Origin of the sequence: Streptomyces sp. ITFR-6 (assembly GCF_031844725.1) — a bacterium.
In the GTDB taxonomy this organism is placed as follows: domain Bacteria; phylum Actinomycetota; class Actinomycetes; order Streptomycetales; family Streptomycetaceae; genus Streptomyces.
In genome coordinates this window covers 978,569-996,950 of the sequence record NZ_CP134612.1, presented here as the reverse complement: position 1 = coordinate 996,950, position 18,382 = coordinate 978,569, and the positions used below count along the sequence as shown (strand labels likewise).

At 71.6% G+C, this 18,382-nt stretch carries 17 protein-coding genes; 8 read left to right on the top strand and 9 right to left on the bottom strand.

Annotated features, from left to right (window positions below; genetic code table 11):
- Window positions 1-13: 13 nt before the first annotated feature.
- Window positions 14-2,311, top strand: a complete 2,298-nt coding sequence (gene secD, locus RLT59_RS04330) for a protein translocase subunit SecD (protein WP_311302135.1) — start codon at window positions 14-16, stop codon at window positions 2,309-2,311.
- Between the two features lie 160 nt (window positions 2,312-2,471).
- Window positions 2,472-3,215 (top strand): DUF1275 family protein, encoded by a 744-nt coding sequence (locus RLT59_RS04325; RefSeq protein WP_311302134.1) that lies wholly within the window; start codon window positions 2,472-2,474, stop codon window positions 3,213-3,215.
- A gap of 3 nt (window positions 3,216-3,218) precedes the next feature.
- Here the strand turns inward: RLT59_RS04325 and RLT59_RS04320 are convergent, their stop codons facing one another.
- Window positions 3,219-4,025: a helix-turn-helix domain-containing protein gene (locus tag RLT59_RS04320; protein ID WP_311302133.1), complete on the bottom strand. Its 807-nt coding sequence runs from the start codon at window positions 4,023-4,025 to the stop codon at window positions 3,219-3,221.
- A 49-nt stretch (window positions 4,026-4,074) separates the two neighbouring features.
- Here RLT59_RS04320 and RLT59_RS04315 point away from each other — a divergent pair, with 49 nt between their 5' ends.
- Complete coding sequence (locus tag RLT59_RS04315; RefSeq protein WP_311302132.1) at window positions 4,075-4,380, top strand: 4a-hydroxytetrahydrobiopterin dehydratase; 306 nt, start codon at window positions 4,075-4,077, stop codon at window positions 4,378-4,380.
- Window positions 4,381-4,397: 17 nt separating this feature from the next.
- Here RLT59_RS04315 and RLT59_RS04310 read toward each other — a convergent pair whose 3' ends face one another.
- The 4 genes from RLT59_RS04310 to RLT59_RS04295 form a co-directional block, all read right to left on the bottom strand.
- Window positions 4,398-5,348: a LysR family transcriptional regulator gene (locus tag RLT59_RS04310; RefSeq protein WP_311302131.1), complete on the bottom strand. Its 951-nt coding sequence runs from the start codon at window positions 5,346-5,348 to the stop codon at window positions 4,398-4,400.
- Window positions 5,349-5,428: 80 nt separating this feature from the next.
- A complete protein-coding gene (locus tag RLT59_RS04305; protein ID WP_311302130.1) occupies window positions 5,429-5,794 on the bottom strand; it encodes a DoxX family protein in 366 nt (121 codons plus the stop codon).
- Entirely contained in the window at window positions 5,791-6,351 is a 561-nt protein-coding gene (locus RLT59_RS04300) for a TetR/AcrR family transcriptional regulator (protein ID WP_311302129.1), read from the bottom strand. The genes RLT59_RS04305 and RLT59_RS04300 overlap by 4 nt, the downstream gene beginning before the upstream one ends.
- Before the next feature lie 182 nt (window positions 6,352-6,533).
- Window positions 6,534-7,409 (bottom strand): Rossmann-fold NAD(P)-binding domain-containing protein, encoded by an 876-nt coding sequence (locus tag RLT59_RS04295; protein ID WP_311302128.1) that lies wholly within the window; start codon window positions 7,407-7,409, stop codon window positions 6,534-6,536.
- A gap of 81 nt (window positions 7,410-7,490) precedes the next feature.
- On the opposite strand from RLT59_RS04295, the gene RLT59_RS04290 reads away from it, so the two are divergent.
- Both RLT59_RS04290 and RLT59_RS04285 read left to right on the top strand, forming a co-directional pair.
- Complete coding sequence (locus RLT59_RS04290; protein ID WP_311302127.1) at window positions 7,491-8,462, top strand: AraC family transcriptional regulator; 972 nt, start codon at window positions 7,491-7,493, stop codon at window positions 8,460-8,462.
- A gap of 20 nt (window positions 8,463-8,482) precedes the next feature.
- Window positions 8,483-9,409: a class I SAM-dependent methyltransferase gene (locus RLT59_RS04285; RefSeq protein ID WP_311302126.1), complete on the top strand. Its 927-nt coding sequence runs from the start codon at window positions 8,483-8,485 to the stop codon at window positions 9,407-9,409.
- An 81-nt stretch (window positions 9,410-9,490) separates the two neighbouring features.
- Here the strand turns inward: RLT59_RS04285 and RLT59_RS04280 are convergent, their stop codons facing one another.
- The 3 genes from RLT59_RS04280 to RLT59_RS04270 form a co-directional block, all read right to left on the bottom strand.
- The gene (locus RLT59_RS04280; RefSeq protein WP_311302125.1) at window positions 9,491-10,327 is read right to left on the bottom strand and encodes an aldo/keto reductase; all 837 of its coding nucleotides are present in this window, start codon (window positions 10,325-10,327) and stop codon (window positions 9,491-9,493) included.
- A gap of 93 nt (window positions 10,328-10,420) precedes the next feature.
- Window positions 10,421-12,220 carry an AMP-dependent synthetase/ligase gene (locus tag RLT59_RS04275; protein ID WP_311302124.1) on the bottom strand — a complete coding sequence of 600 codons (1,800 nt, stop codon included), beginning with the start codon at window positions 12,218-12,220 and terminating at the stop codon, window positions 10,421-10,423.
- Window positions 12,221-12,553: 333 nt separating this feature from the next.
- Window positions 12,554-13,438, bottom strand: a complete 885-nt coding sequence (locus RLT59_RS04270) for a LysR family transcriptional regulator (RefSeq protein WP_311302123.1) — start codon at window positions 13,436-13,438, stop codon at window positions 12,554-12,556.
- A gap of 132 nt (window positions 13,439-13,570) precedes the next feature.
- Between RLT59_RS04270 and RLT59_RS04265 the strand changes: the two genes are divergently transcribed.
- Entirely contained in the window at window positions 13,571-14,599 is a 1,029-nt protein-coding gene (locus RLT59_RS04265; RefSeq protein ID WP_311302122.1) for a bile acid:sodium symporter family protein, read from the top strand.
- 13 nt (window positions 14,600-14,612) lie between these two features.
- Here RLT59_RS04265 and fdhD read toward each other — a convergent pair whose 3' ends face one another.
- Window positions 14,613-15,479 carry a formate dehydrogenase accessory sulfurtransferase FdhD gene (gene fdhD / locus RLT59_RS04260; RefSeq protein WP_311307613.1) on the bottom strand — a complete coding sequence of 289 codons (867 nt, stop codon included), beginning with the start codon at window positions 15,477-15,479 and terminating at the stop codon, window positions 14,613-14,615.
- A 318-nt stretch (window positions 15,480-15,797) separates the two neighbouring features.
- On the opposite strand from fdhD, the gene RLT59_RS04255 reads away from it, so the two are divergent.
- Window positions 15,798-16,748, top strand: coding sequence for a beta-ketoacyl-ACP synthase III (locus RLT59_RS04255; RefSeq protein WP_311302121.1), 951 nt, complete (start codon window positions 15,798-15,800; stop codon window positions 16,746-16,748).
- 249 nt (window positions 16,749-16,997) lie between these two features.
- On the top strand, window positions 16,998-18,179 hold the full coding sequence (locus RLT59_RS04250) for an ROK family transcriptional regulator (RefSeq protein WP_311302120.1): 1,182 nt from the start codon (window positions 16,998-17,000) through the stop codon (window positions 18,177-18,179).
- The last annotated feature ends 203 nt before the right edge of the window (window positions 18,180-18,382 follow it).

Here is an 18,382-nt window from a genome sequence, read left to right as displayed (position 1 = left end):
TCGGAGGAAACCCATGACTCGCGCCACCACGGTGCGGGCGGTTCTGGCTGCGGCCGTCCTGCTCGTCGCCGTGCTCATCACGCTGACCATGTCCCCCAGACTCGGCCTCGATCTCCAGGGCGGCACCAGAATGGTGCTCCAGGCCAAGGACTCCACCACCGCGAAGGCGGACCGGGAGAGCACAGACCGCACCCTGGAGGTACTGCGCAAACGCATCGACTCACTCGGTGTCGCGGAACCGACCCTGACCCGCTCCGGCGAGGACCGGATCATCGTCGAACTCCCGGACGTCCAGGACCCCCGCAAGGCCGCCGAGGTCATCGGCAGAACCGCCCAGCTGACCTTCCACGCCATCCAGGGACCCGGCAGCCCCGACGGCTCCGGTGCCGAGGAAGGGACGACGCTCCCCGACGAACAGGGCCGCCGCCTCGCCCTGGGGCCCGCCGAGCTGTCCGGCGCGGGCGTCAAGGACGCCTCCGCCTCCTTCGACGCCCAGCAGGGCGCCGGCTGGTCCGTCTCGCTGGACTTCCACAAGGACGCCGGCCGGGACTGGACCCGGCTCACGGGGGAGGCCGCCTGCCACCCGGTCCAGGACGAGCGGCGCCGGGTCGCCATCGTCCTGGACAAGCAGGTCATCTCCTCGCCACAGGTCTCCCCGACGGTCGGCTGCGGCACGGGCCTGCCCTCCGGCTCCACCCAGATCACCGGCTCCTTCAGCGCCGACGAGGCCCGCGAACTCGCCCTGCTGATCCAGGGCGGCGCCCTGCCGGTGCCCGTCGAGATCGTCGAGCAGCGGACCGTCGGCCCGACGCTCGGCGCCGCCGCCATCGACGCCAGCGCACGCGCCGCCCTCATCGGCGCCGCCGCCACGGCCCTGTTCATCACCGTCGTCTACCGGCTCTTCGGCGCGCTCGCCGCCGTCGCGCTCGGCGCCTACGGAGTGATCTCGTACGCGGCGCTCGTCGCGCTCGGCGTCACGCTCACCCTGCCCGGACTCGCCGGATTCGTCCTGGCCATCGGCATGGCGGTCGACGCCAACGTGCTGGTCTTCGAACGGGCCAGGGAGGAGCACGCCCAGCGTCCGGGCCGCTCCCTGCGCACCTCGCTGACCGCCGGATTCCGGCACGCCTGGAGCGCCGTCGCGGACTCCAACGTGACGACCCTGATCGCGGCGGGCCTGCTCTTCTTCCTCGGCTCGGGACCGGTCAAGGGCTTCGGCGTCACCCTCGGCATCGGCGTACTCGCGTCGATGTTCTCCGCACTGGTCATCGCCCGCGCCCTCACCGAGATCGCCGCGGGCTCCACGTTCGTCGGTACCTACCGGGGCGTCAACGGAATCGCGAGCCCCGGCCGGGTCCGGACCTGGCTCAACCGCCGCGATCCCCAGCTGATGCGGTCCCCGCGCCGCTGGCTGCTCGTCTCCGCGGTGCTGGTCGCCGTCGCGGTCACCGGCATCCTGGTGCGCGGGGTCAACCTCGGCGTCGAGTTCACCGGAGGCCGCCTCGTCGAGTACGCGACCAGCCGTCCGGTCGACGTCGGGACGGCCCGTTCCGCGCTGGCCGGCGCGGGCTTCGGCGAGGCGGAGGTCACCACGGCGGGCGCGGGCGACATCTCGGTGCGGACCGGCGAGCTGGACAACGCGGGCGAACACGCGCTGCGCGCCGCGCTGGCGGAGGAGGGCGGCGCGACCACCAAGGTCAGGGACGAACTCATCGGCCCCAGCCTGGGCGACGAGCTGCGGCGCAACGCGCTGATCGCACTGGCCATCGCCGTACTCGTCCAGCTCGGCTATCTGGCCGTCCGGTTCCGCTGGACGTTCGCGGTGGCCTCGGTCGGCGCACTCGTACACGACGTGATCGTCCTGGTCGGCGCCTTCGCCTGGCTGGGACGCACCGTGGACGGCATCTTCCTGGCGGCGCTCCTCACCGTCATCGGCTACTCCGTCAACGACTCGGTGGTGGTCTTCGACCGGGTGCGGGAGCTGTGGGCCGAGGCCCGCCGGGAGCCGCTCGGGACCGTGGCGAACCGGGCCGTCCTGCAGACGGTCCCCAGAACCGTGAACACCGGGATGGGCGCCCTGTTCATCCTCGTCGCGCTGGCCGTCCTGGGCGGTGACTCGCTCGCGGACTTCGCCCTCGCCCTGCTGATCGGCATCGTCGTCGGCACGTACTCCTCCGTCATGACCGCCGTGCCGGCCGCGCTGCTCCTGGAACGCGGCAGCAAGGCGCCGCCGCCCGTCCGGATGGGCGCCCCGCGCGGCCGCTCAGGGGCCGGGAGACGGGACCCGCTCGACAACGGGGCGCGCGTGTAGCGAAGCTGCGCCCCGCCCCCGCCCCGCACCGACCCGCCTTGCCCCCGTGCCGCCGGACCGGCGGCACGGGGGCAAGGCGCGTCGGTCGTGGCATTCGTACCGGACACAACGGCACAATCCTGGTCGACCACCCCGTGATCGTCGTGATCGGAGCGTGCCCGTGCCCGTCGTACTGCGTGAGGCATGGAGCACCCTCGTTCCGGACATGAACGACCGGCACGGGCCGCTGCCGCCGCTGATGCTCGCCCTCACCGTCGTCACCGGGCTGGTCGACGCCGTCAGTTACCTGCAACTGGGCCGGGTCTTCGTCGCGAACATGACCGGCAACGTGGTCTTCTCCGGCTTCGCGTTCGCCGGCGCCCCCGGCTTCTCGCTGGCCGCCTCGCTCGTCGCGCTCGCCGCCTTCGCGGCCGGGGCGCTGACCGGCGGGCTGCTCGTCCACCACTCCCACGCCCACCGCGGCCGCATGCTGCTGCACGCGCTGTGCGTCGAGACCGTGTGCGTACTGGCCGCCCTGGTCGTCACGCTGATCTCCGGCAGCCCGTACGCCGGCGGCGTGCGGTTCGCCCTCATCGTGCTGCTCGCGCTCGGCCTCGGCGTGCAGAACGCCGTCTCGCGGTCGCTCGCCGTACCCGACCTCACCACCACCGTCCTGACGCTGACCATCACCGGCATCGCCTCCGACGGACGGCTGGCCGGGGGCGGCGGCAGCCGGGCCGGCCGCCGGATCCTCTCGGCCGCCGCCATGCTGGCAGGCGCCCTGGCCGGAGCCGTGGCCGTGCTGCACGGGCATCCGGTGCTGCCGCTGGTCCTGGCCGTGGCGATCCTCGCGGTGGTGTGCCTGGCCGCGCGGGTCCTGGCGCGGGATGACGGACCGTGGACCCGGCCCGTCGTCAAGAAATGACCGTCAGGAGGCGAGCGACCGAAGATACGACGCGGTGCCGGGGTCGGCGGGCAGGAACGTCTCGATGGCCAGCTCCGCGACCGTCACGTCCATCGGTGTGTTGAACGTGGCGATGGACGCGACGAACGAGAGAAGCCGGCCGTCCTGCTCGATCACCAGCGGCAGCGCGAACGGCACCGACGACGAGGGCCCGTCCCACTCCTCACCACCCGGCCCCGGCTCCACCGGATAGCCCGCGACCTCCTCGTACAGCTCACGCAGCTCCGCCGAACGGACCAGGGCGATCTGACGCTCCATCTGCGCCAGCAGATCGGCCCGCCACTCGCGCAGATTGCGGATCCTGGGAGCCAGGCCCTCCGGGTGCAGGGTGAGCCGCATCGCGTTCAGCGGCGGGGCGAGCAGGTGCTCCGCGACGCCGGCCGTCATCCGGGCGATCCCCTGATTGGCCGCCACCACGTTGTACATGCCGTCCACGACGAGCGCCGGATACGGGTCGTACCCCTGGAGCAGCCGGTCCATCCCCTCGCGCAGCGCGCCCATTGCCGGGTCGTCGAGCGCGGTCTCCGTGTAGCGAGGGGCGTAACCGGCGACCACCAGCAGGGCGTTGCGTTCCCGCACGGGGACGCCCAGGTGCTCCGCCAGCCGCAGGACCATCTCCTCGCTGGGGCGGGCACGGCCCGTCTCGATGAAGGAGATGTGCCGGGCGGAGGAGTCGGCCCGCAGCGCGAGCTCCAGCTGGCTGATCCGGCTCCGCTCCCGCCAACTGCGCAGCAGCGGCCCTACCCCCGTGTCAAGCGCGACAGTTGTCATACCGAGACCGTAACGTCGCGGGCACCGACCACCGAGCGAGGGAGCCCGTATGCCCGTCGAACCGCTGCCCCGGAACGAGATCGAGAACCGGCTGCGCGAGCTGCCCGGCTGGACGCTGGAGGGGGACCGAATCACCCGCACCTACCGGCTCCCCTCGCACTTCGCCGCCACCGGGCTCACCGTCCACATCGCCCAGATCCAGGACGAGCTGAACCACCACTCCGACCTGACGCTCGGGTACGACTCCGTCACGCTCTCGGTGAACTCCCACGACGCGGGCGGGAAGGTCACAGAGAAGGACCTGTCCCTCGCCGCCAGGGTGGCGGCCGTCGCTCCGGGCCACGGCGCACGGTAGCGGCAGCCAACGGCCCGTCAGGTGGTCGCGCCGAACCGGGGATGCGCGGCCAGCCACCGCGCGCAGCTCTCGCTGCGCCTTACCGCCTCCGCGTAGGCCGCGCGGGTGTGCCCGCTCACCGAGGCGGCCGCCGCTGAGGCCGCCGCCGAGCGCGGATGCCAGCCCAGCAGATGGCGCCAGCTCAGCGGTGAACCGGTGATCGGGCGGGTCACCACGCCGGGCGTCGGCGGGAACGTCGCCCGGCACAGCCCGACGGCACGCCCCACCCGTACCAGATGGACCACCGACACGGTGTCCGTCTCGTACACCGACACCGGGCTGAATCCCGCCCGCGCACAGGCCGCCACGAAGCAGTCCGCGAAACAGCCGTCGCCCGGCACATCGGCCCAGCACTCGTCCGCCAGCGCGGAGAGCTCCAGCTCGGGCGCCCCGGCCAGCGGATGGTCCTCGGGCAGCATCACGAAGACCGGATCGACCCCGACGAGCTGCCACGTCAGCCGGTCCGCGACCGGCGGCGGGCTCTCTCCGCAGGCGCCGATGAGCGCGAAGTCGAGCCGTCCGTCGACCAGTTGGGCGGCGATCTCGGCCACCGACCAGCTGGTGTACGTGGATACCGGCGCGGCCGGGTGCGCCGTCGCCAGCCGGTCCACGAGCCCGCCGAGCAGCGGGCCGTGCGTGCCGCCCAGCCGGAAGCGCTCCATGGTCCCGCGCGCGTTGGCGAACCGCACCGCCTCCGCCTGGAGTTCACTGACGGCAGGCAGCACCACTCGGGCCCGGTCGAGCACCAGCTCACCCAGCGGTGTCGGCCGCGCACCCGTGTGGTCCCGGTCGAACAGCGGGCCCCCGAGTGCCCTCTCGATCCGGCGCAGCTGTGCGCTCAGTGCGGGCTGCGCGAGGCCGAGCGCGGCGGCGGCCTTGGTGAGACTTCCGGTGTCGGCGATGGCACGGACGGTACGCAGATGGCGCAACTCAAGCTCCCTTACGGCAAGTTATGGCCCCGTACCGCTGCTGGCAATCGTGACCGGGCGGCGGCGGGGCCGGGGGCCGGTCAGAGCGTGGACAGGTGGGAGACGAACAGGACCGCTGTCGACAGCACGAGCATCCCCAGGCAGTTCAGCCAGAACTCCTGCTTGAGGAACCGGGCCCGGTAGTGGGCGTAGGCGGCGCACAGGAAGTAGGCGATGACCGCGGCGTTGGTCGTCACGGCGACACCCTCGTACCGGAGTCCGGCGGCAAGTCCGGCCGCCGCCAGGAACTTGACGACCACCAGCACCCACCACCAGTCGCGGGGGAAGCGCACGCCTTCCAGGCACTGCTGGATGAACGCCGGGGGGCGTACGGACATGGCCGCGTCGCAGAGGAGCACCAGGGCGAGCAGGGCGGTCGGCCACCACGGGTCGGGAGTGCTGATCATCGTTGTGTTCCTTCGCGGTCGACGACGAAATGGATGACTTCCTGGAACCGGTCGATCGCGCCCCGATGGTCCAGGGCGCCGTTGCCGACGGTCATGAGGATGCCCAGGTAGGCGAAGTAGAGGGTGCGCGCGCCGGTGCCCGCGGCGGTGGCGGTGAGCGGTGTGTGGGCCAGGAGGGATTCGAGTTCGTTGAGCAGGGCTCGGGCGAGGGTCTGGAAGACCTCCGACTCATGGGTGCCCCGGACGATGACCGCGGCGTACTCCCGGGACAGCTCGATGTCGAGTGCGAAGTAGCTGATGAAGGGTTCGACGAGATCCAGGATCTCCCGGGCCGCGGAGGCGGGGGACAGCGGCGTACCGTCGCCCCGCCCGTGCTCGGCCTCCCGGCCGTGGTGCACGGCGGCGATCCAGGTGTCGAAGATGGCGATGAGCAGCGCGTCCTTGTCACCGACCGACATGACGGTCCCGGTGCTCACCTCGGCGTCGGTCGCGATCTGGCGGATCGTGCTGGAGCCGAACCCCTGCTCGCGGAAGAGCCGTTCGGCCGATGACAGCACCCTGAGCCGGGTCGCCTTCCGCTTCTCCGCGCGCGACTGAACGCGTTCAGGATGGTAGGACGGGCTGCCCGCACACGCAAGAGGACACGGGGGTCTTTGGAATCCTGGGACGCCGCGGCGCGGGCCCGGCCCGGGTGTGACGCGGGCCCCGGCCGGGCAGCGCCTGACGCCTCCTACGCGTCCTACGCCTCCGACGCGTCCCAGGCTCCGCTCCGCGCGGCCTCTGCGGCGAAGTCGGTGAACGACGTCGCGTCACGCTCAAGCGTGTGCTTGACGCCCTCCGTGACCGTGGCGTTGTGCCCGTCCAGCAGCATCGCGAACAACTCCGCCAGGAAGTCCGCTTCGGCCTCCGGCACGCCGAACTCCTCAAGCATCGAAGCGTACTGAGGTGCCGTCACCGCGAGGTAGCGCACCTCGCGGCCGGTCGCCCGGGTGATCTCGGCGGCCGCCTCCGCGAAGGTCAGCAGCCGGGGACCGGTCAGTTCGTGCACCTGCCCCGCACCGTCCTCCCCGCACAGCGCCGCGACCACCACGTCGGCGAGGTCCCCGGCGTCCACGAACGGCTCGGCGGTGGAGCCGGCCGGGAACACCAGCTCGCCGGCCAGCACCCCGTCGAGCAGCGCGCCCTCGCTGAAGTTCTGCGCGAAGAACGCCGAGCGCACCACGGTGAGTTCGGCATCCCCGGCCGCCGCCCGCAGCGCCTCCTCCGCGACCACCGCCTGCGGCTCGCCCCGCCCAGACAGCAGCACGAGCCGCCGCGCCCCGCAGCCCCGCGCGATCCGCCCGAAGGCCGTCATCGCCTCCGGGGCTCCGGGCGCCGCCAGGTCGGGGTAGTACGCGATGTACGCCGCGTCCGCACCCCGCAGCGCCGCCTCCCAGCCCGACTCGTCCGCCCAGTCGAACACCACCTCGCCCCCGCGCGATCCGGACCGTACCGGCACCCCGCGCGCCGCGAGACGCTCCACCACCCGGCGGCCCGTCTTGCCCGTCCCGCTCGTCACCAGCACCGGGCCGGCCGTACGCGATTCCTGCCGCTGCTTCGCCATGTCGTTTGTCATGACTCAAGGTTCGCCGCGCGGCTCCGCCCCCTCCATCCCTCAGCCGCTCAGCTCCCTTCGTGAACGTCTACGCTGCTGCCCATGGACGCACTTGCCGGACTTCTGGACGGGCCGCGGGCAAGAGGGGCCTTCCTGCTGCGGATGGTGATGGAGCCCCCGTGGTCCGTACGGATCGAGGACCGGGCTCCGCTCTGCCTGATGTCGATGACCGAGGGCGAGGCCTGGATCGTGCCCGCCGACGACACCGAACCCGTGCTGCTGCGCCCCGGCGACCTGGCCATCGCGCGCGGCCCCGAGCCGTACACCGTCGCGAACCGGCCGGGCACCCGGCCGCAGACCCGGATCGGTCCGGGCGGCATCTGCACCACCCTGCGCGGCGAACCACTCGCCCAGTCCATGCACTTGGGCGTACGCACCTGGGGCAACGCCCCGGACGGCGAGGCGTCCATGCTCGTCGGCACCTACCTGCTGGACGGCGAGATCAGCAGACGCCTCCTGAACGCCCTGCCCGCCTTGGTCCTCCTCCCCGGCGATGATCGCGGCAGCCCGCTGCTGACGCTGCTCGACCGTGAGATCGCCAGGGACGAACCGGGGCAGAGCGTGGTGCTGGACCGGCTGCTCGACCTGTTGCTGATCGACGCCCTGCGCACCTGGTTCTCCCGGCCCGGAGCAGAGGCCCCCGCCTGGTACAGGGCCTTGGGTGACCCCGTCGTCGGGCAGGCGGTGCGGCTGCTCCAGAACGAGCCGGCCCACCCCTGGACGGTCGCCGCCCTGGCCGACCGGACCGGAGTCTCCCGGGCCGGACTCGCCCGCCGCTTCACCGAACTGGTGGGGGAGCCGCCGATGGCGTACCTGACGGGCTGGCGCCTCGCCGTCGCGGCGGATCTGCTGCGGGAGACGGACGCGACGGTCGAGGCGGTGGCCCGGAAGGTCGGCTACAGCCAGGCGTTCGCCTTCAGTACCGCGTTCAAGCGGGTGCGCGGGGTCGGTCCGCAGGAATACCGGAACGGACGGGGCTTGCCGGACCGGCAACAAGATTTGCCCATGGCCTGATGTGTGGTGAGGCTGTCCCCATGAGCAACGACACCGGTCACGGTCGCCACCGCGACAGCAGCCACGGCCACCGGCACGAGAGCGGCCATGCCCACCATCACGGCTCCGATCTCGACTGGGACGCCATCGGCCCGCTGCTGGAGAAGAACGCCGAACTCAGCACCGGCCAGTACACGGAGGCGGCCCGCTGGATCGCCGGTCTGCCCGGCGCTCCGGAGGTCCGCCGGGTCCTGGACATCGGCAGCGGGCCGGGCGTCGTCGCCTGCCTGCTCGCCGAGGTGTTCCCGGAGGCCGAGGTCGTCGCCGTGGACGGCACCCCGGCCCTGCTGGAGCGCACCCGCGACCGCGCGAAGCGGCTCGGGCTCGGTGACCGCGTCACCACCCTGCACGCGGACCTGCCCGCCGAACTGGACCGCGCCGGAGAGGCGGACCTCATCTGGGCGGGCAACGCGCTGCACCACATGGGCGACCAGCGCGCCGCACTCGCCGGATTCGCCGGGCTGCTGCGCCCCGGCGGCACCGTCGCCCTCGTGGAGGGCGGGCTGCAGCCCCGCCAGCTCCCGCGCGACATCGGCTTCGGCCGGCCCGGTCTGGAGGAGCGGCTCGATGTGATCCAGGCCGAGACCTTCGAGCAGATGCGGGCGGAGCTGCCCGGCACCAAGCGGGAGACCGAGAACTGGGCCGCCCTCTTCACCGCCGTGGGCCTCGACCCGCAGGGCACCCGGAGCTTCCTGCTCGACCTGCCCGCGCCCCTCAGCGAGGTGGCTCGGAATCACGTCATCGAGAACTTCACCCGCCGCCGCGAGAGCCTGGGCGAGCGGCTCGACGCCGAGGACAACGCGGTGCTAGACCGGCTGGCCGACCCCGAGGACCCGGCCGGACTGCACCGGCGCCCCGATACCTTCCTGCTGCTGGCCCGGACGTTCCATCTCGGCCGCAAGGCCTGAGCGCGACGAAGGGAGTCCGCCGGACCGGCGGACTCCCTTCCTGTCACCTCAGCGACGAAACGTCACCGCTGACCTTCCGGCTCAGGCGCCGAGGTTGAACTCACCCGGGTGCGAGCCGAGCCGCTTGCCCTCGTCCAGCGCCGCGAACGCGGCCAGGTCGTCCTCGTCCAGCTCGAAGCCGAACACATCGATGTTCTCCGCGATCCGCGACGGGGTCACGGACTTCGGGATCACCACATGGCCGGTCTGGAGGTGCCAGCGGAGCACCGCCTGAGCGGGCGTGCGGCCGTGCTTCTGCGCGACCGCGACCACCGTCGGGACCTCCAGGAGGCCCTTGCCGGAACCCAGCGGCGACCAGGCCTCGGTGAGGATGCCGTGCTTGGCGTGCAGAGCGCGGGACTCGGCCTGCTGAAGCTGCGGGTGCAGCTCGATCTGGTTGAGCGCGGGTACGACCGAGGTCTCGCCGAGCAGCCGCTCCAGGTGCTCGGGAAGGAAGTTCGACACGCCGATGGCCTTCGCGCGGCCGTCCGCGTAGATCTTCTCGAACGCCCGGTAGGTGTCCACGTACGCGTCCTTGGCGGGAACCGGCCAGTGGATCAGGTACAGGTCGACGTAGTCGAGACCGAGCTTGTCCAGCGAGGCGTCGAACGCGCGCAGCGTCGAGTCGTAGCCCTGTTCGCTGTTCCACAGCTTGGTGGTCACGAAGAGCTCGTCGCGGGCGACACCGGAGGCGGCGATGGCCTTGCCGGTGCCCCCCTCGTTCCGGTAGATCGCGGCGGTGTCGATGCTGCGGTACCCGGACTCGATGGCTGTGGCGACCGCCTTCGCGGCCTCGTCGTCCGGCACCTGCCAGACTCCGAAACCGAGCTGGGGCATCTCGACGCCGTTGTTGAGGGTGAGGGAGGGGACCTGGCTCACGAGCGGTCGATCCTTACGTTGGGAGGTGGGACTCGAAAGATCAACGATCAAGACAGCCCGCACATTCCCGTTTGCGGACCCGTTCTTTCCGGCTCAGCGGTACAGCGCGTCCACCTCGGCCGCGTAGGCCGTCTCGATCGCCTTGCGCTTCAGCTTCAGCGACGGGGTCAGCAGCCCGTGCTCCTCGGTGAACTGATGGGCCAGAATCCGGAATGTCCGGATCGACTCGGCCTGTGACACCGCCGTGTTCGCGGCCACCACGGCCCGCCGGACCTCCATCTCCAGATCCGGGTCCCGCACCAGTTCGCCCGGTGACAGCCGCTGCCGGCCCTGCATGGCGAGCCAGTGCTCCACCGACTCCTGGTCCACGGTGACCAGGGCCGCGATGTACGGCCGGTCGTTGCCGACCACGATGCACTGCGCCACCAGCGGATGCGCCCGCACCCGCTCCTCCAGACCGGCCGGCGAGACGCTCTTGCCGCCGGACGTCACCAGGATCTCCTTCTTGCGCCCGGTGATCGTCAGATAGCCGTCCTCGTCCAGCGCGCCCAGATCCCCGGTGGCCAGCCAGCCGTCGTTCAGCACCGCGTCGGTGGACTTCGGGTCGCCCAGGTACCCGGAGAACACATTGCGGCCGTACACCCAGATCTCGCCGTCGGCCGCGATGTGCACCGTGGTGCCGGGGATCGGCTGCCCGACCGTGCCGTACCGGGTGCGCTCCGGCGGATTGGCGGTGGCCGCCGCGGTCGTCTCGGTCAGCCCGTACCCCTCGTACACCGTGACGCCGGCGCCCGCGAAGAACAGCCCGAGCTGCCGCTCCATCCCCGAGCCGCCGGACATGACGTGCCGGATCCGGCCGCCCATCGCCTCGCGCACTTTCTTGTACACGACCTTGTCGAAGAACTGGTGCTGCATCCGCAGCCCGGCGGACGGCCCGGGGCCGGTGCCGAACGCGCGGGCCTCCATCGCCTCCGCGTACTTCACCGCGATGTCCACGGCCTTGTCGAAGGGGCCGAGCCTGCCCTCCGTCTCGGCCTTGCGGCGGGCTCCGTTGAAGGCCTTTTCGAAGATGTACGGGACCGCCAGGATGAACGTGGGGCGGAACGTCACCAGGTCCGGCATCAGCGCCTTCGCCGACAGCTCCGGCTGGTGGCCCAGCTTCACCCGGCCCCGGATCGCCGTGACCTCCACCATCCGTCCGAAGACGTGTGCCAGCGGCAGGAAGAGCAGGGTCGCGGCCTCGTCGCCCGGCCGGGAGTGGAAGACCGACTCCCACCGCGAAGCCATCGTCTCCGTCTCGAACATGAAGTTGGCGTGCGTGATCACACAGCCCTTGGGCCGGCCCGTCGTGCCCGACGTGTAGATGACGGTCGCGACCGAGTCGGGCGTGACGGCGCGCCGGTGCCTGTGCACCACCTCGTCCTCGACATGGGCGCCCGCGGCGATCAGTTCGGACACCGCGTCGGTGTCCAGCTGCCACAGCCGCTTCAACTGGGGCAGCTGGTCGATGACCGAGGCGACCGTCATCGCGTGGTCCTCGTGTTCGACCATCACCGCCGAGACCTCGGCGTCATGGAGCATCCACAGGACCTGCTCGGCCGAGGACGTCGGATAGACCGGAACGGACTGTGCGCCGACCGCCCACAGGGCGAAGTCGAAGAGCGTCCACTCGTAGCGGGTGCGCGACATGAGGGCGACCCGGTCCCCGAACCGCACGCCGTGTGCGATCAGCCCCTTGGCCAGGGCGAGCACCTCGTCGCGGAACGTGCCGGAGGTGACATCCAGCCAGTGCCCGGACGCGTCCTTGCGGCCGAGGGCGATCCGGTGCGGATCCTCCTCGGCGTAGTCGAAAACCACATCAGCGAGCCCGCCCACGTGGGGCGCGGCCGCCATGGGTGGGACAGTGAACTCGCGCAATGACCTGCTCCTTGTGGCGCTCCGCACAGCGCCGTGACGCTACCCCACCGGACGCCGCCGCGGGAGAGCCCGCAACGGCCGGTGAAACATGGCGTCTGCACTGGTCAGGGGCTGAAATCCGGCCAGATGGGCAAGGCTCGGGCGCGCTTCCGGCCAAGGAGTAAGTGGCTCGCGCGGGAATCTCCACCGAATCTGTACGCCGCGATCACTGCCGTTCCGTGCGGATACGGGGGTTTGCTCCGCAGCTGCCGGGCCTGACCGGATTGAGCCGCCCCGGAACCGGCCGCCGCGTTCCGCTCATTCTCCCCCTCAGGACCGTCCCGCAATCCCCGGTGGACGGATCAGCCGGTCGCCGCCCGCCAGGATCGCCGCCGCGAGCGCGTCCGCCGCCTGCTGCGCACCGTCCCGGCGGCGGCCGTGCAGCAGGACGAAATCCACCTCGCCCAGATCCGGCAGCCCCGCCCTGGCCGGCAGCGGGACCAGGCCGGGCGGGATCAGGCCCCGGCTGTGCGCCATCACGCCGAGCCCCGCGTGGGTGGCGGCGGTCAGCCCGCTGAGGCTGCCGCTGGTGCACGCCACTCGCCAGGAACGGCCCTGCCCCTCCAGCACCTCAAGGGCGCGGGCCCGGGTGATGGCCGGCGGCGGGAAGAGGACCAGCGGCACCGGCCGGTCCGGGTCGATCCGCAGCGCCGGTGCACCGATCCAGGTCAGCGCGTCCTGCCGGACGAGCTCCCCGTGTGTGTCACCGGTCCGCCGCTTGGCCAGCACCAGATCCAGCCGGCCCGCCGCCAGCTGCTGGTGCAGCGTCCCCGACAACTCCACCGTGAGCTCCAGCTCGACGTCGGGGTGGTCGCCGCGGAACGCCTGGAGGATCTCCGGCAGCCGGGTCAGCACGAAGTCCTCCGAGGCCCCGAACCGCAGTCGGCCGCGCAGCCGGGTGCCGGTGAAGAACGCCGACGCCCGCTCGTGGGCAGCCAGGATCGTCCGGGCGAAACCAAGCATCGCCTCCCCGTCCACGGTGAGGTCGACCCGGTGCGTGTCACGGGTGAACAGCTGCCGTCCGGCCGCCTCCTCCAGCCGCCGCACGTGCTGGCTCACCGTGGACTGCCGCACCCCGAGCCGGCGGGCGGCCCGGGTGAAGCTCAGCGTCTGGGCGACCGCGAGAAAGGTTCGCAACTGCGCGGGCTCGTACATGGAGCCACGTTATCGCGAACCGTGATCACAGTCAGAGCGGTATACGGGATTCCCGATTTCGGTGGTCAGGGGCACGATGGCTACGGGACAGCCCCGGGGCAAGACCCCTGAACGAGAGAACACGTGGAGCACATGAGCCGCCGCAAGCCGCAGCTGCCGTCCTGGCTGCCGATCGACCCGTACATCCTGGCGCTGATCGGTACCGTCGTACTCGCGGCGCTGCTGCCGGCCTCGGGCACTGCCGCCGATGTCGCGGGCGGGGCCTCCACCGGAGCGGTCGCCTTCCTCTTCTTCCTCTACGGCGCGCGGCTCTCCACCGCGGAGGCGCTCGACGGCGTCCGGCACTGGCGGCTCCACCTCACCGTCCTGGCCTGCACGTTCGTCGCTTTCCCGCTGCTGGGGCTGGCGAGCAGGGGGCTGGTCCCGTACGTGCTGACACCCCAGCTCCAGAGCGGCTTCCTCTTCCTCTGCCTGGTCCCCTCGACCATCCAGTCGTCGATCGCCTTCACCTCGATCGCCCGGGGCAACGTGCCCGCCGCGATCTGCGCGGGCTCCTTCTCCTCGATCGCCGGAATCTTCGTCACCCCGCTGCTCGCGGCCGCGCTGCTCGGCAACAGCGGCGGCGGATTCTCCGGGGACGCGCTGATGAAGATCGGCGTTCAGTTGCTGCTGCCGTTCGTCGCGGGACATCTGCTGCGCCGCTGGATCGGCGGCTTCATCGCCCGGCACAAGAGGATCCTCGGCCTGGTCGACCGGGGCTCGATCCTGCTCGTCGTCTACACCGCGTTCAGCGAGGGCATGGTCGCCGGCATCTGGCACCAGGTCACCCCGGCCAGGCTCGGAGCGCTGCTCGCCGCGGAGGCGGTGCTGCTCGCGCTGATGCTCGCGCTCAGCTGGTACGGGGCCAAGCGGCTCGGCTTCGGCCGGGAGGACCGCATCGCCATCCAGTTCGCCGGCTCGAAGAAGAGCCTGGCCTCCGGCCTGCCCATGGCCAGCGTCCTGTTCGGCGCGCAGGCGAGCCTGGCCGTGCTGCCGCTGATGCTCTTCCACCAGATGCAGCTGATGGTGTGCGCGGTGCTCGCGAAGCGGCGCGCCCGTGACCTGCGGGAGACGCCTGCGGACGGCGGGGCGCCGCAGGCGGCGCCCGTCACCGTGAGCTGACGGCGCGGGGGCCTCAGCCCCGCCCGGCCGCCGCTTCCGCTTCCGCTTCCGCCTCCAGTGCGATGCGGTGCTCACCCGCGTACACGTTCATGGAAGGCCCCCGCAGGAAGCCGACCAGGGTCAGGCCGGTCTCCGCCGCCAGGTCGACGGCGAGGGAGGACGGCGCGGAGACGGCCGCCAGCATCGGGATGCCTGCCATCACCGCCTTCTGCGCCAGCTCGAAGGAGGCCCGGCCGGAGACCAGCAGGATCGTCCGGGACAGCGGCAGCCGGTGATCCGTGAGGGCCCGCCCGACCAGCTTGTCGACCGCGTTGTGCCGGCCCACGTCCTCCCGGATGTCCATCAGCTCGCCCGTCTCGGAGAACAGCGCCGCCGCGTGCAGGCCTCCGGTCCGGTCGAACACCTGCTGCGAGGCGCGCAGCCGGTCGGGGAGGGCGGACAGCAGCGAGGGCTCCACCCGGAGCGGGGGAGTGTCGGCGACCGGATGCCGGGTCGTGGTGCGGACCGCGTCCAGACTGGCCTTGCCGCACAGCCCGCAGGACGACGTCGTGTAGACGTTGCGCTCCAGCGTGATGTCCGGGACCACGACACCGGGCGCGAGCCGCACGTCCACCACGTTGTACGTATTGACCCCGTCGGCCGTCGCCCCGGCGCAGTACACGATCGACTGCACCTCATGGCCCTCACCGATCACGCCCTCGCTGACCAGGAAGCCCGCCGCCAGCGCGAAGTCGTCGCCGGGGGTGCGCATCGTGATGGCGAGCGGCTTGCCGTTCAGCCGGATCTCCAGGGGCTCCTCCGCGACGAGCGTGTCGGGGCGGGTGGACACGACCCCGTCCCGGATGCGGATGGTGCGGCGGCGCTCGGTGACCCGTCCCATGACCGTCAGACCCGATTTCTGTACGTGGTGGAAGCCGAAGCGGCCCTTGGCGCGGAGGTTGCCCATGGACCACCGGCTGCGGCGAGGCGGCCCCCCACGGTCCCATTGTGCTGCACGTGAGGGGCGAGGCCGACGCTGGTCCCGGCGTGCGCGCCGGGCGGCGGACATATTGTCTGCAGTATGCGGCCCGCCTGGGCGGGGCTGTTGTCAAGCCTCCAATCGTTGAGCGGTAATCCTGTGGGATCACGTGCCTCTGTACCGGTCAGTAGCGACCAAGACTGGATGGTTCCTGCCATATGTAGCGAGGGGAACCTGAATATGACCGGCTCACGTGTCGTGGCGCTCGGCCACTATCAGCCCGCCAAGGTGCTCACCAACCATGACCTCGCGGCCATGGTCGACACCAGTGACGAGTGGATCACCAGCCGCGTCGGCATCAAGACCCGTCACCTCGGCGGCCCCGAAGAGCCGGTGGACGAGCTGGCCGCGCACGCGGCGGCCAAGGCGCTCGCCGCTGCCGGGCTCCAGCCCTCGGCCATCGATCTGGTTCTCGTCGCCACCTCCACCGCGATCGACCGGTCACCGAGCATGTCGGCCAGGGTCGCCGCCCGCCTCGGCATGACGTCGCCCGCGGTGATGGACATCAACGTGGTCTGTTCCGGTTTCACCCACGCTCTCGCCACCGCCGACCATGCCGTACGCGCCGGGGCGGCCACCCGCGCGCTGGTGATCGGCGCCGACAAGATGGGCGACATCGTCGACTGGACCGACCGCTCCAGCTGCGTGCTGATGGGGGACGGCGCCGGGGCCGCGGTCGTGGTCGCGGACTCCGGCCCGGCCGCGCGGCCGGGGATCGGGCCGGTGCTGTGGGGTTCCGTTCCCGGTATGGGGGACGCGGTACGGATCGAGGGGACGCCGCCGCGCTTCGCCCAGGAGGGCCAGTCGGTCTACCGCTGGGCGACCACCCAGCTGCCGCCCATCGCGCGCAAGGTGTGCGAGAAGGCCGGACTCACCCCGGAGGACCTCGCCGCGGTGGTGCTGCACCAGGCCAACCTGCGGATCATCGAACCGGTCGCCAGGAAGATCGGCGCGGTCAACGCGGTCATCGCCAGGGACGTGGTGGATTCCGGCAACACGTCCGCCGCCTCGATCCCGATGGCCCTGTCCAAGCTGGTGGAACGGGGCGAGGTCGCCACCGGGGCCCCGGCGCTGCTCTTCGGCTTCGGCGGGAACCTCAGTTACGCGGGTCAGGTGATCCGCTGTCCCTGAGGGGGCAACGGTGCTCGGCAGCCCCTGGACGGCGGGCGATCGCTCGCGTCCTAAAGGCCCTCGGACGCCGGCCGAGGAGCAGGCCGGTCCGGTGACCGGGCCCGGCGCTCCTCCCATCTTTGTCCTCAGGGTGGAGAAAGTTGCGGTGGATTCCTGCGCAACTTCTTCCCACTCCGGGAAAGCGCTGCTACGTTCCCCTCCAAAGCCCGACGGACAGGCCGATGTGGCGGGGAGGGGCGCGTGAGACGTATGACGGCACGACCCGCGAATGCACATCAGGCGCGACTGCTTCGGCTGTTGCGCGACGGCGGACCCAACTCACGGGCACAGCTGGGGGATCAGGTCGATCTCTCCCGCTCCAAGCTCGCCGTCGAGGTGGACAGACTGCTGGAGACCGGCCTTGTGGTGGCCGACGGACTCGCCGCATCCCGCGGCGGGCGTCGCTCGCACAACATCCGGCTCGCCCCGGCGCTGCGCTTCCTCGGCGTCGACATCGGCGCCACCTCGGTCGATGTGGCGGTCACCAACGCGGAGCTGGAGGTCCTGGGCCACCTCAACCACCCCATGGACGTACGCGAAGGCCCCGTCGCCATCTTCGAGCAGGTGCTGTCCATGGCGGCCAAGCTCCGGGCCTCCGGGCTCGCCGAGGGGTTCGACGGCGCGGGCATCGGCGTACCGGGACCGGTCCGTTTCCCCGAGGGGATTCCGGTCGCACCGCCGATCATGCCCGGCTGGGACGGCTTCCCGGTCCGCGAGGCGCTCAGCCAGGAGCTGGGCTGCCCCGTGATGGTCGACAACGACGTGAACCTGATGGCGATGGGGGAGCAGCACGCGGGCGTCGCGCGCTCCGTGGGCGACTTCCTCTGCGTCAAGATCGGTACCGGTATCGGCTGCGGCATCGTCGTCGGCGGAGAGGTCCACCGCGGTACGACGGGCAGTGCGGGCGACATCGGCCACATCCAGGTCGAACCGGACGGGCGCCCCTGCGCCTGTGGCAACCGGGGCTGTCTGGAAGCGCACTTCAGCGGCGCCGCACTGGCCCGCGACGCCGAGGACGCCGCCCGTGCCGGGCAGTCCTCGGAGCTCGCGGCCCGGCTGTCGGTGTCCGGGAAACTCACCGCCGTCGACGTCGCCGCCGCCGCGGCCGCCGGCGACGCCACCGCGCTCGACCTGATCCGCGAAGGCGGAAACCGGGTCGGGCAGGTCATCGCGGGACTCGTCAGCTTCTTCAACCCCGGTCTGGTGGTGATCGGCGGCGGGGTGACCGGACTGGGTCACACGCTGCTGGCCAGCGTCCGGACCCAGGTCTACCGGCAGTCCCTGCCGCTGGCCACCGGCAACCTTCCCATCGTGCTGGGTGAGCTGGGACCCGCCGCCGGAGTGATCGGCGCGGCCAGGCTCATCAGCGACCACCTCTTCTCACCAGCCTGACCCAGCACCACCGGCCCGACCCCGCACCCACCGGGCCGCAGCACGTGCAAGAGCCGCGCACCACCCGCCTGATCGCTCTCCCGTCCGATCCGCTTCCCGCCGGACCGATTCCCGGCCGGCCGGCAACAAAGGCACCGCCCCCGCGCCAGCGGCCGGGGTCCGGGTGAAACCCGGGACCGTAGTTCGCCCTGCCCGCTCACCGG

Bases quoted from the DNA above. Each gene is read 5' to 3' on its own strand.
- RLT59_RS04305 (WP_311302130.1), bottom strand. From the start codon at position 5,794: ATGATCAGCACTCCCGACCCGTGGTGGCCGACCGCCCTGCTCGCCCTG.
- RLT59_RS04320 (WP_311302133.1), bottom strand. From the start codon at position 4,025: ATGACAACTGTCGCGCTTGACACGGGGGTAGGGCCGCTGCTGCGCAGT.
- RLT59_RS04315 (WP_311302132.1), top strand. From the start codon at position 4,075: ATGCCCGTCGAACCGCTGCCCCGGAACGAGATCGAGAACCGGCTGCGC.
- secD (WP_311302135.1), top strand. From the start codon at position 14: ATGACTCGCGCCACCACGGTGCGGGCGGTTCTGGCTGCGGCCGTCCTG.
- RLT59_RS04290 (WP_311302127.1), top strand. From the start codon at position 7,491: ATGGACGCACTTGCCGGACTTCTGGACGGGCCGCGGGCAAGAGGGGCC.
- RLT59_RS04265 (WP_311302122.1), top strand. From the start codon at position 13,571: ATGAGCCGCCGCAAGCCGCAGCTGCCGTCCTGGCTGCCGATCGACCCG.
- RLT59_RS04250 (WP_311302120.1), top strand. From the start codon at position 16,998: ATGACGGCACGACCCGCGAATGCACATCAGGCGCGACTGCTTCGGCTG.
- RLT59_RS04275 (WP_311302124.1), bottom strand. From the start codon at position 12,220: ATGGCGGCCGCGCCCCACGTGGGCGGGCTCGCTGATGTGGTTTTCGAC.
- RLT59_RS04285 (WP_311302126.1), top strand. From the start codon at position 8,483: ATGAGCAACGACACCGGTCACGGTCGCCACCGCGACAGCAGCCACGGC.
- RLT59_RS04270 (WP_311302123.1), bottom strand. From the start codon at position 13,438: ATGTACGAGCCCGCGCAGTTGCGAACCTTTCTCGCGGTCGCCCAGACG.
- RLT59_RS04255 (WP_311302121.1), top strand. From the start codon at position 15,798: ATGACCGGCTCACGTGTCGTGGCGCTCGGCCACTATCAGCCCGCCAAG.
- fdhD (WP_311307613.1), bottom strand. From the start codon at position 15,479: ATGGGACGGGTCACCGAGCGCCGCCGCACCATCCGCATCCGGGACGGG.
- RLT59_RS04295 (WP_311302128.1), bottom strand. From the start codon at position 7,409: ATGACAAACGACATGGCGAAGCAGCGGCAGGAATCGCGTACGGCCGGC.